We start from the raw sequence: 12,307 nt of genomic DNA, 5'->3' as shown, positions 1-12,307 counted from the left end.
GGGCGTCAATTCACACAGAAAAGGGCGGCCACCGGCCGCCCCTTTTTTTATTCGCGCCGTCCGGTCCGGCTATTTCTCCGGCAGGTTGGTGCGGATGTGCAGCTCGCGCAGCTGCTTCGGGCTCGCCTCGTTCGGCGCGCCCATCAGAATGTCCTGCGCCTGCTGGTTCATCGGGAAGATCGAGATCTCGCGCAGGTTCGTGGTGCCGCACAGCAACATCACGATGCGGTCGACACCCGCCGCCATGCCGCCATGCGGCGGCGCGCCATACTGGAAGGCCCGGTAGAGGCCGCCGAAGCGCTCCTGCACCGTCGCCTCGTCATAGCCGGCAATCTCGAACGCCTTCACCATCGCCTCGGGACGATGGTTGCGGATGCCGCCGGAGGCGATCTCGAAGCCGTTGCAGGCGATGTCGTACTGGAACGCCTTGATGGTCAGCGGGTCCTGCGTGTTCAGCGCCTCCAGCCCGCCCTGCGGCATGGAGAACGGGTTGTGCGAGAAGTCGACTCGTCTGTCGTCCTCGCTCCACTCGTAGAACGGGAAGTCGACGATCCACGCCAGCTCGAACCGGTCATGGTCGACCAGCTTCAGCTCCTCGCCGACGCGGGTGCGGGCCAGGCCGGCGAAGCGGACGAACTTCGAAGGGTCGCCGGCGACGAAGAAGGCGGCATCGCCGGCGCCAAGGCCGAGCTGCGCGCGGATCGCCTCGGTGCGCTCCGGGCCGATATTGTTGGCGAGCGGGCCGGCACCCTCCCCACCTTCACGCCACATGATGTAGCCGAGCCCCGGCTGGCCCTCGCCCTGCGCCCAACTATTCATGCGGTCGCAGAAGGCGCGGGAGCCGCCGCCGGTGCCGGGGATCGCCCAGACCTGGTTCTTCGGGTCTTCCAGCATGCGCGCGAAGACCTTGAAGCCCGAGCCGCGAAAATGCTCGGACACGTCCTGCATCTCGATCGGGTTGCGAAGGTCGGGCTTGTCGGTGCCGTATTTCTGCATCGAGGTTGCGTAGGGGATGCGCGGCCAGTTCTTGGTGACGGGCTTGCCGTCGGCGAACTGCTCGAACACGCCGGTGATGACCGGCTCGACGGCGGCGAAGATGTCGTCCTGCTCGACGAAGCTCATCTCCAGGTCGAGCTGGTAGAACTCGCCCGGCAGGCGGTCGGCGCGCGGATCCTCGTCGCGGAAGCAGGGGGCAATCTGGAAATAGCGGTCGAAGCCGCTCATCATGATGAGCTGCTTGTACTGCTGCGGCGCCTGCGGCAGGGCGTAGAACTTGCCGGGATGCAGGCGCGAGGGCACGAGGAAGTCGCGGGCGCCTTCCGGCGAGGAGGCGGTGAGGATGGGCGTCTGGAACTCGAAGAAGCCCTGCCCCTTCATCCTGGCGCGCATGGCATCGACGATGGCGCCGCGCGTCATGATGTTCTTGTGCAGCTTCTCGCGGCGCAGATCGAGGAAGCGGTAGCGCAGCCGCGTCTCCTCGGGGTACTCGACATCGCCGAACACCGGCATGGGCAGCTCGGCGGCGGGGCCCAGCACCTCGATCTCGGTGGCGTACATCTCCACCTGCCCGGTCGGCAGCTCGGGGTTCTCGGTGCCGGCGGGGCGCGAGCGCACGCGGCCATCCACCCGGATCACCCATTCCGCCCGCACGCTCTCGGCCAGCTTGAAGGCCGGGCTGTCGGGATCGACCACCACCTGCGTAAGGCCGTAATGGTCGCGCAGGTCGATGAACAGCACGCCGCCATGGTCGCGGATGCGGTGGCACCAGCCGGAAAGGCGCGCGGTGGAGCCGACATCGCTGGCGCGAAGGGCGCCACAGGTGTGCGAGCGATAACGGTGCATGGCGTCTTCCCGGAGTTGGTGCCGCCGAGACGTGGGTGAACGACGTGGCGGAACATAGCAAAACACCCCTCACGCGGGGCGCGCGGAGGGGTGCATGCGAGGCTCGGCTTTGTCAAGAAGAGACGGCCCGGCGCATCGCCGGGGTCCGCCGCCTCCGAGAGGGATCAGGGCACGTAGCGCAGCTTCAGGCCGCCGACGCCGAGCGCCAGCGACGCCCCGACATTGCCCTCGACCGAGATCGGGTTGAGCGCGAACGACTGGTCGGAACCGACCAGCACGTTCGCGCCGACCCCGACGCCGAGCGCCACGTCGCCGGTCACGCCGGCATAGGGGCCGGCGAGCGCGCCGGGCGCCACCGAATTGGTCAGCGCCAGCACGCCCCAGGTGAGCACGCCGCCGCCGGTCACGCCCAGCTCGACGCCGATGTTCTGGAGGGTGCCGGCATAGCGCTGCTCCGGGCCGTTATCGGCCGGGGTATAGGTGCAGCTGAGCTCCTGCTTCGACTCGATCAGCATGCCGATGCTGGCGCCGGCATTGCACACCAGCACACCGGCCTTCACCCGGTCGGCGGCGGATGCCGGCACGAAGGAAAGCGCCAGCGCGGTGGTGGCGAGAGCGAAGACGGCGTGTTTCATGGATATCCCCCAGAGGTGGCGGCGGTGCCGCCGGTAAGGCATTGCGACTCGACGCCGCGTGCGGTTCATCCTTCCGCGCAATTGCGGCATGATTTCGGGGTCGAAACGGCGCCGCGACTCCGATATGTAAAAATCGACATGAACATGATCACCACCACAGACGACCTCGCCGCGGCCTGCGAAAGACTCGCCCGCCATCCGTTCATCACGATCGACACCGAGTTTCTGCGCGAGACCACCTTCTGGCCGAAGCTCTGCGTGGTGCAACTCGCCAGTCTCGACGAGGCGCTGGTGGTCGACGCGCTGGCGGAGGGCATCGATCTCGCGCCGCTGTTCGCGCTGATGTCGGACACCAACGTGCTGAAGGTGTTCCACGCCGGCCGGCAGGACATCGAGATCGTGTGGCACCTCGCCGGCATCATCCCGCACCCGGTGTTCGACACCCAGGTCGCCGCCATGGTGCTCGGCCATGGCGATTCCATCTCCTACGACCAGCTGGTGCAGCGGCTCACCGGCGAGATCCTCGACAAGTCGCTGCGCTTCACCGATTGGTCGCGCCGCCCGCTGTCCACGGCACAGGTGGCGTATGCGGAAGCCGACGTGACGCATCTGCGCGACGTGTTCCTCAAGCTCGACGCCGACCTGAAGAAGCGCGGCCGCGCCGAATGGGTCGGCGAGGAGATGGCGGTGCTCACCTCGCCGGACACCTATCGCCAGGAGCCCGAGCGCGCCTGGGAGCGGCTGCGCTCGCGCGCACGCAAGCCCAAGGACCTCGCCGTGCTGATGGAAGTGGCGGCCTGGCGCGAGCGCGAGGCGCAGGCGCGCGACACGCCGCGCTCGCGCATCCTGAAGGACGACGTGATCGGCGAAATCGCCTCGCAGCACCCGACGTCCATCGAGAAGCTCGGCCAGCTGCGCGCCATCCCCAAGGGGTTCGAACGCTCCCGCGCCGGCGAGATGATCGTGGAGGCGGTGAAGGCGGGCCTTGCCCGCGACCCCAAGACGCTGCCGCGCATCGACCGCGACAAGCCGCTGTCCAACGGTGCCTCCGCGACGGTGGAACTGCTGAAGGTGCTGCTGCGCATGACCTCCGAGCAGCACGGCGTCGCCGCCAAGGTCATCGCCACGGTGGACGATCTGGAGCGCATCGCCTCCGAGGACGCGCCCGATATCGGCGCGCTGCACGGCTGGCGGCGCGAGCTGTTCGGGGACCGCGCGCTGGCGCTGAAGTCCGGCCGGCTGGCGCTGGCGATGCAGCGCGGTCGCGTCATCGCGCTGGAACGCAACGCGGGCGACGGCGCGGCCCTGGAAGGCTGAGCCCTCCCGCCGGCACCTCGCGCCGCGCCGGCTAGGCCGCGTTCTGCCGGGCCTGATGCTGCCGCGCCGTGCGCAGGCGCACCAGCAGCGCGCGCAGCAGATGCGGGTCGTCCCACGGCACGCCGTGCCAGGTCGCGCGCAGTTCGGCATCCGGCGCGCCGGGAATGAGCGCTTGCGGAAACAGCGCGACACGCGCCGGCTCGCTCACCGTGGCAATGTCCTTGTCGCGCAGTCGCGCATCTTCTCCCGCTATCGCTTCGAGAAACAGCCGGGCGAGGTCCAGCCCAGCCCGAGGACCGAACGGCAGGATCGGCGTCGGCCGGGCGTTGCATTCGAGCAGCCAGGCCTCGTTCTGGCTGTCGATCAGGAAGTCGAACGAGACGAAGCCCGTCGCCCCGAACGCCGCCACCATCTTCGCTGACGTCTCGATGAGATCGCGGCGGTCCGTGTAGCGCAGCACGTCGGCCGGCAGTATGTCGCGGGCCTGCCGTTCCGCCATCGCCGCCAGCACGCCGAGCGTGCGCCCTTCCCATGCAGCGGCGCAGGTCACCGCCAGTTTGCCCTCCACATAGGGCTGCACGCTCACATGGGTGGACGGCTCCATCCAGCCCCGCTCCAGCAGCCGCGCCTTCAGGCGGCGCCGCAGCGATCTCGGCCGCATCCATTGGGCGCATGCCGCGTCGAGTTCCTCAAGGGTTCGGCAGATGCGCACCCCGCTGCCGCCGCAGCTGCGGGGGCGCTTCACCACCACGGGAAAGCCGAGTTGCCGCGCTGCCGCGCGCGCCTCTCCCGGTGTGAAAGCCTCGATGTCACGCGGCGCACGCAGGCCGAGCTCGCGGGCGAGTTGCTGCGTCAACGGCTTGATGGTGCGCTGGGGCAGCGTGTCGAGCCGGCCGAGCGAGCGCGTCAGGCAGGCTTGCAGACCGGCCGACACTCTCGCCAGGCCGACACGGCCGGCATGCGCGCGGCAATGCTCGAGAAACCACAGCGCCTGCTCGTCGCACGGCACCAGCAGGTCCGGGGTGAAGCGCGCCACCGCGTCTTCGAGCTCGGCCAGCAGGCGCCGCGCGTTCAGCGTGTCGGAAAGCGGAAAGCGCACCGCCATATGGCGGGTCTTGCACATCAGGCTCTCAGCGGTCGCCAGCACCCCGACGCGCGCCCCGGCCGCCGCGAAGGCAGCGGGAAGCCGGCAGCTGGACATGTGCCGCGCCGCCAGCGCCAGCATCAGCACAGAGACAGGCCGGCCGCCGCCCGGCTCAGGCGCCGCATCATCGTTGGAGTGAAACAACTGAAGCGGCCCCCGCCGACGCACTTTTGCGCAATGCCGGCTCTTCTAGCGGGCTCGCATCGCCGAATCCAGAGGCGCGTCGGGGTCGCGCCTCCGTCGTATCAGCCGGCCAGCACCACGGATTCGCGGCCGATGAGACGGGCCAGCGAGCGCAGGCGGTTGGCGATGCGGTCGCCGCTCAATGGCGCGAGTTCGCCGCGCAATTGCAGCGCCAGCTTGCCGCGGTCAACGGTGAGCGGGGTCAGCGGCAGCGTGCCCGGCATGGCGGCGGAGAGGATATAGCCCACCCGCATCGCCGCGCCGAGAATGCGCGCACGGTCGAGCAGCCGTGCGGAGACCAGTTCACGGATGCGGGGCGACAGGTCCTCGTCGACCAGACCCATATGCCGGTAATAGATGGCGAGCGCCAGGAAGGCGCGGCCGGGATGGTCCACCCCGATGAACGACGCATGGGCGATGAGGTTCAGGCTCTGCTCGCCGCGATAATCGGGATGCGCCCGCCAGCTGATGTCCGAGAGCAGGCAGGCGGCATGGCGCAGCCGCTTCTCCTCGGTGCTCTCGTCGATGCCGGTGCGCTTCATGAACTGGTCGGTCCAGTCGATCAGCTCCCAGCCATGGGCCGGGGAGCGCGAGCGGACCTCGTTCAGTTCCGCTGTCGCGGTGATCAGCGGATCGTTCTTGCGCTCGGCAGGTTCGAGCAGTTCGTAGAGCAGCCCCTCGCGCACGCCCTGCGCCGAGACAAAGATATTGGCCGGCTTGCCGATGCGGATGATGTGTTCGAGCACCAGCGCGCCATAGGGCAGCAGCGGCCGGCGCACATCCGACACCGTGTCGATGCGCGAGAGCGTGTCGATCGGCACCCGGCGCACCAGCCGGCAGAATTCCAGCGCCTCGCGGGCGGGAATGACATAGCCGTGCATCACATGCAGCGGGTAGCCGCGCTGGAACATGTGCAGCCGCGCCAGCGCGCGCCAGGTGCCGCCGACGGCGTAGAAGGTGCGGCCCTTCAGATGTTCGAGGTGCGGCTCCTTCGCCAGCAGGTCCTTGACGATCTTGTCGGCCTTCTTGAGCGAGCGGCCGGACGTGTCCTGCAAGGCGAGGCCGCCGAGCGGGAAGGTCACGCCGCTACCGATGCGCTGGCCGTGCAGATCGGCGAATTCCAGCGAGCCTCCGCCAAGATCGCCCACAACGCCGTTGGCGTGATGCACACCCGAGAGAATGCCGAGGGCCGAGAGCTGCGCCTCGCGCTTGCCCGACAGCACCTCCACCTCGGTCCGGCAGATCGTCGCGCAGGCGTCCACGAAGTCCGGCCCGTTGGAGGCGTCGCGCGCCGCCGCCGTGGCCAGCACATAGACCTTGCCCACGCCCATGCGGTCGCACAGCACGCGGAAGCGCCGCAGCGCCGCCAGCGCCTTCTCCACCGCGTCGGGGTTGAGCTGCCCGGTTGTCAGCACTTCCCGGCCGAGGCCACAGGACGCTTTCTCGTTGAAGATCGGCGTCGGGCTGCGGGAGATCCGCTCATACACGACGAGGCGGACCGAATTCGAGCCGATGTCGATGACGGCAACCGACATGCTGGACAACAGGCCGTGTCCGGCATCACGCAAGGCTTCGCTCATGCGCTCACGTCCGCTCGCGACGGCGCAGGAGGTTGCGAGGCGACGATTCCTTGAGCGACTTGCCACGTCCCGACAGGCTCGGATTTGTCATGAAATACTGTTGGGCGTTGAACTTTTCCTCGCCCTCGCCGGGCACTATGCGTTCTGACGAGCCATCGGGCAACACGCGCCAGCTCTGCTGGTTGTCCTGCAGGTTGGCGACCATGATCTGGTCGAGAATCTGCATGTGCACGGTCGGGTTGGTGATCGGGCACAGCGATTCGACGCGGCGGTCGAGATTGCGCGGCATCAGGTCGGCCGAGGAGATGTAGATCGCCGCTCCCGCATGGGGCAGCCCGTGGCCGTTGCCGAAGGCGTAGACCCGCTCATGCTCCAGGAAGCGGCCGACGATCGACTTGACGCGGATGTTCTCCGACAGGCCGGAGACGCCCGGTCGCAGGCAGCAGATGCCGCGCACGATCACCTCCACCGGCACGCCGCTCTGGCTGGCGCGGTAGAGCGCGTCGATGATCATCGGGTCGACCAGCGAGTTCATCTTCAGCCAGATCGCCGCCGGCTTGCCCGCCTTGGCGAATTCGATCTCGCCGTCAATATGTTCGAGGATGTTCTTCTTGAGCGTCAGCGGGGCAATCGCCAGCTTCTCCAGCCCCACCGGCTCGGCATAGCCGGTGATGAAGTTGAAGATGCGGGCGATGTCGCGGCCGATCGCCGGGTCGGCGGTGAAGAAGGACAGGTCGGTATAGATTCGCGCGGTGATCGGGTGATAATTGCCCGTGCCGACATGGCAGTAGCTCGCCAGCGCCCCGCCCTCGCGGCGCACCACAAGCGAGAGCTTGGCGTGGGTCTTCAGCTCCAGGAACCCGAACACCACCTGCACGCCGGCCCGCTCGAGGTCGCGCGCCCAGCGTATATTGGCCTCTTCGTCGAAGCGCGCCTTCAGCTCGACCAGCGCGGTGACCGACTTGCCGGCCTCCGCCGCCTCGGCCAGCGCCTTGATGATCGGGCTGTCGGAGGAGGTGCGGTAGAGCGTCTGCTTGATGGCGACGACATTGGGGTCGCGCGCCGCCTGCCGCAGGAACTGCACCACCACGTCGAAGGATTCATAGGGGTGGTGGACGACGAGGTCCTTCTCGCGGATCGCCGCGAAGCAGTCACCGGCATGGTCGCGGATGCGCTCGGGGAAGCGCGGATTATACGCCTTGAACTTGAGGTCCGGCCGGTCGACGCCGACCAGCTGGCTGAACTCGTTCAGCGCCAGCACGCCGTCGACGAGGAAGATCTCGTCCTCCATCACGCCGAGTTCGCGGCGGACGAAGTTGCGCAGTTCTTCCGGCATGGAGGCGTCGATCTCGAGGCGGATGACCTGCCCCAGCCGGCGGCGCTTCAGCGCCGTCTCGAACTGGCGCATCAGGTCCTCGGCCTCTTCCTCCACTTCCAGGTCGCTGTCGCGGATGACGCGGAAGCCGCCCTGGCCCTTCACCTGATAGCCCGGGAACAGCCGGCCGATGAACAGGCCGATCATCTGCTCGAGGGTGATGAAGCGCTGCACGCCGCCTTCACCATCCGGCAGGCGGATGAAGCGGTCGATCTTGGCCGGCACGCGGATGAGCGCGTTCATCGAACGCCCGTCATGAATGCGCGACAGCTGCAGCGCCAGCGAGAAGCCGAGATTGGGAATGAACGGGAAGGGATGCGCCGGATCGATGGCGAGCGGCGTCAGCACCGGGAACACATGGGCGAGGAAGAAATCGTCGAGCACCGCCCTGTCGGCCTTCTCGACATCGGGGCCGTCGACCATGACGATGCCGCAGCCGACGAGGGACTGGCGCAGCCCGCGCCAGCGGGCCTGCTGGTCCTCGGCGAGTTCGGCCGCCGCCACGCCGATCCGCGAAAGCTGCTCGATCGGGTTCAACCCGTCCGGGCTGCGCGCCGTATAGCCCTCGCGCACCTGTTCCTTCAGGCCGGCGACGCGGACCATGAAGAACTCGTCCAGATTGTTCGCCGAGATGGAGAGGAAGCGGAGTTGCTCCAGCATCGGGTGCTCGGTGTTGGAGGCTTCCTCCAGAACGCGGCGGTTGAACTGCAGCCAGGAAAGCTCACGATTGATGAAGCGCTCCGGCGAATTCATCAGCTCGTCTTCGAGCGGACGGGGCGGCACGGTCGCCTGAATGGGCATTTCGGTCAGTTCGCCAACCTGCTCGACCTGCATTTCCGTCTCGCTCACCGTCGCCACTCCATCCTTCTCGCGGGGGGCCCGCTTCGTCCGGCGCGAAGGTCGCCGGGCATCATGACGGCTGGATGACATGTTGGGACTAACCTATCGTCACGTCGTTAAGGGTAACCTCGTCCGGCGAGGAGGCCGGCTCGTCCGGCGGCTCGGCCCGTCCGCGCAGCAATTCGGCGGCGAGCGCCCGGGTCAGCGGCCGCTTGCGCGCCAGCGCTTCGCGGTCGAGCTCGCCGACCACGTCGCGCAGCCCGGCGATGGAGCGCTCGACGCGCGGCAGAAGGTAGTGCAGCAGGTTCTCATCGGGAAGGATCTGCCGGTCGGCGAACAGCTTCAGCGCCACCGACGCCAGCAATTCCTCGTCAGGCGGGCCGAGCGTGACCACCGGCAGCGCCCGTAGCCGCGAGGCAAGGTCGCGGGTCGCCACCGTTTCGGAAAGGGCGGAGGGCAGCCGTGTCGACGTGATCAGCACGCCCGCCTTCTGTTCGCCGGCGAGGTTCAGCAGGTGGAAGAGCCCCGCCTCCGGGATCGGGCCGTTCCCGAGGTCCTCGATCACCAGCGCGCCATCCGCCAGCAGGGCAGGCACGGACGCGCTATCCAGCGCCGCCGCCGGCAGCACGCGGGCGCCGGACCTTTCGGCGAAAATGGCGGCGAGATGCGATTTGCCCGAGCCCGCAGGCCCCACCAGCGCCACCGCCCGTGCCGGCCAGTTCGGCCACGATTCGACCAGCGCCAGCGCCGCCTCATTGGCGAGGCCGGGCAGGAAATCGTCCCGCGACCGGCTGTCGGCATGGGGAAGGTCGAGGGCGAGCTGCCGGGTCGCCATGCTCAGCGAACCCGGCTTTCCGGCAGGAAGGGCACCGGCGCGGGGGCGCTGTTCAATTCGGTCTCGTCCTCGCCGGTATAGAGCGGACTTTCGAGATATTGGTTGATGGCGAACCTCACCACCACCCCCACCGCTGCGGCCAGCGGCACGGCGAGCAGCAGGCCGAGGAAGCCCAGCATGTAGCCGAAGGCCAGCAAAGCGAACATCAGCCACACCGGATGCAGGCCGACGCTGTCGCCCACCAGCTTGGGTGAGAGGATGTAGCCTTCGATGAACTGCCCGAAGACGAAGATGCCGATGACGATGGCGATCATCGAATAGTCGGGGAAGAACTGCACGATGGCGACGCCGCCGGCGAGGACGAGGCCGGTCAGCGAGCCGACATAGGGGATGAAGGTGATGATCCCCGACACGAAGCCGATGACGAAGCCGAAATTCAGACCCGTCATGGTGAGGCTGACGGCATAGAAGCTGCCGAGGATGAGGCACACCAGCGACTGCCCGCGCACGAAGCCGGCAATCGCGCGGTCCATCTGCCGGGCGAGATCGCGGATGGTGCCGCGGTGCCGGACCGGCAGCCACGAATCCACCTTCTCGACCATGCGCTCCCAGTCATTGAGAATGTAGAAGGCCACCACGGGCGTGATGACCAGCAGCGAGAACAGGGAAAGCAGGGCCTGCCCGCCGGTCCACAGCCCCTGGATGAGGGTGAGCATGTAGGTGGCGCCCTGCGACACCAGCTCGTTGAGCCCGCTCTGGACGCTCGGCATCCGGTCGCCGACGAAATCGCGCAGCCACGCGGCGCTTTCGCCCTCGCCGGTGAGCATGTTCTGCAGCTTGCCGATATATTCCGGCAGGCGCTGGATGAAGGCGGCGAGTTGCGAGCCGAAGATCGGCACCACCAGCAGCATCAGCAGGATCGCCAGCAGCAGCGTCAGAGTGATGGTCACCAGCGAGGCCGGCAGCCGGTGGACGCCCCAGCGCTCCAGCCGGGTCGTTACCGGGTTGAGGAAATAGGCCAGCGCGAGACCGGCGACGAAGGGCAGCAAGACGCCGCTCAGCAGCCATGAGGCCGCAATGAACAGGCCGAGCATGGTCAGCCAGAACATCACCTGCTTGTGCCACGCCATGCAAACCGCCTCTCGACCGGGACGACGACCGTCGCCCCCATAAATACAGAAAAATCCGGTGCCTGCGATGCACAAGCGCTGCCAAAGCCGCGGCTACCCCCGCCATTCACAGCGCATCTTCCCCAACGCCGCCGTGGCGTTAAGCGTTCCGGCGTGGCACAAGGCGCTCGGCACCCTCGTGTCCCGATGTGCAGATGGCCGACCGCATGCGCTCCTCGCTCGTTACCTCCGGCATCGTCGCCGCGCTCGTCGGCTTCGGCGGCACCCTCACCCTCATCGTCGCCGCCGCGCAGGCGCTTGGCGCCACCCCAGGGCAGATCACCTCCGGCGTCATCGGCCTGTGCCTGTCCATGGCAGCGACCTCGGCATGGCTCGGCTGGCGCCACCGCATGCCGATCATCACCGCCTGGACCACGCCGGGCGCGGCGCTGATCGCCGGCTCGCACGGCCTGACCATCGAGGCGGCCGTGGGCGCCTTTCTGGTGGCGGGCGTGCTGATCCTCATTACCGCCGCGGTGAAGCCGCTCGGCACGCTGGTGCAGCGTCTGCCGGTATCGATCGCCGCCGCCATGCTGGCGGGGGTGCTGTTCCGCTTTTGCAGCGCGGTGTTCACCGCCGGGCAGGTCGATCCGCTGCTCGTGCTGCCGCTGGTGCTGATCTTCCTCGTCGCCCGCCGCATCAGCCCCTTCGGCGCGGTGCTGGCCGTGCTGGCGATCGGCATCGCGCTCGCCTTCTTCCTCGGCCGGGTGGGTCCTCTGCCGGACGGCGTGCCGCTGCCGACGCTGGAACTCATCATCCCGCATTTCGACCTGCAGGCGATGATCGGCGTGGGCATCCCGCTCTATATCGTCACCATGGCCTCGCAGAACCTGCCGGGCCTCGCCGTGCTGCAGGCGGCCGGCTACAAGCCGCCGGCGCCTTCCATACTGGCCTCGACCGCCATCGCCTCGCTGATCACGGCGCCGCTCGGCTCGCTCACCAGCAACCTCGCCGCCATCACCGCCTCCATCTGCACCGGGCCGGACGCCCATCCCGACCCGGACAAGCGGTGGATGGCGACGTCGTTCTACGCGCTGAGCTATGTGGTTCTCGCGGGCTTCGGCGCGGGCGCGGTGGCGCTGATCGCCGCCCTGCCCCCGGCGCTGGTGGCGACCTTCGCCGGCCTCGCCCTGCTCGGGCCGCTGGTGAACGCGCTCGGCGCCGCCATGGGCCATGTGGGCAAGCGCTTCCCCGCCGTGCTGACACTGGCGGTCACCGCCTCGGGCATGTCGCTGTTCGGCCTCGGCTCGGCATTCTGGGGCCTCGCCGCCGGCCTGATCGCGCTCGGCATCGAGCATGCGGGGGCGCGGCGCTGAGGAAAACCGCCCGCGACCTTGCCCCAGGTCTCATAAGCGGCTAATCCGCCAGCATTCCCAGAGGGCGCGCG

The 12,307-nt window shown here is 68.2% G+C and carries 9 protein-coding genes; 2 read left to right on the top strand and 7 right to left on the bottom strand.

Annotated features, from left to right (window positions below; all coding sequences use genetic code 11):
- Positions 1-69: 69 nt before the first annotated feature.
- Both aspS and ACQY76_RS15645 read right to left on the bottom strand, forming a co-directional pair.
- Positions 70-1,842: an aspartate--tRNA ligase gene (gene aspS / locus ACQY76_RS15650; protein WP_428029652.1), complete on the bottom strand. Its 1,773-nt coding sequence runs from the start codon at positions 1,840-1,842 to the stop codon at positions 70-72.
- Positions 1,843-2,006: 164 nt separating this feature from the next.
- Positions 2,007-2,477 carry a DUF992 domain-containing protein gene (locus ACQY76_RS15645; protein WP_428029651.1) on the bottom strand — a complete coding sequence of 157 codons (471 nt, stop codon included), beginning with the start codon at positions 2,475-2,477 and terminating at the stop codon, positions 2,007-2,009.
- A gap of 138 nt (positions 2,478-2,615) precedes the next feature.
- Between ACQY76_RS15645 and rnd the strand changes: the two genes are divergently transcribed.
- On the top strand, positions 2,616-3,794 hold the full coding sequence (gene rnd, locus ACQY76_RS15640) for a ribonuclease D (RefSeq protein WP_428029650.1): 1,179 nt from the start codon (positions 2,616-2,618) through the stop codon (positions 3,792-3,794).
- Positions 3,795-3,825: 31 nt separating this feature from the next.
- Here the strand turns inward: rnd and ACQY76_RS15635 are convergent, their stop codons facing one another.
- From ACQY76_RS15635 to ACQY76_RS15615, 5 genes are all read right to left on the bottom strand, one after another.
- On the bottom strand, positions 3,826-4,995 hold the full coding sequence (locus tag ACQY76_RS15635) for a hypothetical protein (RefSeq protein ID WP_428029649.1): 1,170 nt from the start codon (positions 4,993-4,995) through the stop codon (positions 3,826-3,828).
- A 188-nt stretch (positions 4,996-5,183) separates the two neighbouring features.
- The gene (locus ACQY76_RS15630; RefSeq protein ID WP_428029648.1) at positions 5,184-6,701 is read right to left on the bottom strand and encodes an exopolyphosphatase; all 1,518 of its coding nucleotides are present in this window, start codon (positions 6,699-6,701) and stop codon (positions 5,184-5,186) included.
- A 4-nt stretch (positions 6,702-6,705) separates the two neighbouring features.
- Positions 6,706-8,910: an RNA degradosome polyphosphate kinase gene (locus tag ACQY76_RS15625; protein WP_428033030.1), complete on the bottom strand. Its 2,205-nt coding sequence runs from the start codon at positions 8,908-8,910 to the stop codon at positions 6,706-6,708.
- 103 nt (positions 8,911-9,013) lie between these two features.
- Positions 9,014-9,751 (bottom strand): chromosomal replication initiator DnaA, encoded by a 738-nt coding sequence (locus ACQY76_RS15620; RefSeq protein ID WP_428029647.1) that lies wholly within the window; start codon positions 9,749-9,751, stop codon positions 9,014-9,016.
- A 2-nt stretch (positions 9,752-9,753) separates the two neighbouring features.
- Entirely contained in the window at positions 9,754-10,881 is a 1,128-nt protein-coding gene (locus tag ACQY76_RS15615; RefSeq protein ID WP_428029646.1) for an AI-2E family transporter, read from the bottom strand.
- Between the two features lie 206 nt (positions 10,882-11,087).
- On the opposite strand from ACQY76_RS15615, the gene ACQY76_RS15610 reads away from it, so the two are divergent.
- Complete coding sequence (locus tag ACQY76_RS15610) at positions 11,088-12,236, top strand: benzoate/H(+) symporter BenE family transporter (RefSeq protein ID WP_428033029.1); 1,149 nt, start codon at positions 11,088-11,090, stop codon at positions 12,234-12,236.
- Positions 12,237-12,307: the final 71 nt, after the last annotated feature.

This window comes from Ancylobacter sp., assembly GCF_965279025.1.
Classification (GTDB): Bacteria; Pseudomonadota; Alphaproteobacteria; order Rhizobiales; family Xanthobacteraceae; genus Ancylobacter.
The sequence above is the reverse complement of the archived record's forward strand: the minus strand, read 5'-3'. Positions and strand labels throughout refer to the sequence as shown.